This window comes from Treponema sp. JC4 (genome assembly GCF_000260795.1).
GTDB lineage: Bacteria > Spirochaetota > Spirochaetia > Treponematales > Treponemataceae > Treponema_D.
In genome coordinates this window covers 1-885 of the sequence record NZ_AJGU01000113.1, presented here as the reverse complement: position 1 = coordinate 885, position 885 = coordinate 1, and the positions used below count along the sequence as shown (strand labels likewise).

The window sequence follows — 885 nt, the reverse complement described above, 5'->3', positions numbered from 1 at the left end:
CTGCACGCGAATTACTTGGAATGGATACAATGTTTGCAAGCGATGATATTGAACTTGATGACGAAACTGAAAATCTATTGTCTGATTTCGATCTTGATTCTCTTTTTGAAGATGCTGACGATTTTATCACAGGTGAAGTTGAATCTGCAAGCTCGTTTAGAAAATAAAGTAAACCCAATAAATATAACAGAAAATATTGGATTTGAAACAACATATTCTATTCCAGATGATACTACCTGGAATTTTATAATCTGTGATGTAGAAGATAATTCTAATATCTCATCTGTTATCAAAAAACTTAATAAAACCTTCCGTCGAAACGGCTGGAATGTAGAAGCTGTAAACTGGAGAAGCGCTGCTGGAAGTACAGCAATGTATCTCTATTTTCTGCGACTTATACTAAACATTGGTATTATTGTAGTTCTTTTTGCTGGATTCATAATTATTAATAATACTCTTGTTGTTAATATACTTGATAGAACTCAGGAAATAGGAACTATGAGGGCTATAGGTACTTCTAAACTCTTTGTAAGCCTACAGTGTATGTCTGAAACTTTACTACTTGCTCTAACAGCTGGCTTTTTGGGACTCATTTTTGGGGCTATTTTAAGCCACATTGTGAATGATCTTCATATTACCTTTACAAATGCCTTTTTAATTCAACTTTTTGGCGGTAACACACTTGTAACTGTTGTTAAAGCATCAAATCTTGCAAAATGCTTTTTAGTTTCATCAATACTAGGAATGTTTGCATGGATTTATCCTGTTCATACAGCACTAATAACAAGTCCTGTAACTGCTATGACAGGAGCCAGATAATGAAATTCTTTCAGCTTAATCTTGGAATTCGATCATTAATTTATAGAAAAAAACAATATATTTCTC

At 33.0% G+C, this 885-nt stretch carries 1 protein-coding gene; it reads left to right on the top strand.

Annotated features, from left to right (window positions below):
* Positions 1-132 precede the first annotated feature (132 nt).
* A complete protein-coding gene (locus MSI_RS13510; RefSeq protein ID WP_192807780.1) occupies positions 133-819 on the top strand; it encodes an ABC transporter permease in 687 nt (228 codons plus the stop codon).
* Positions 820-885 lie beyond the last annotated feature (66 nt).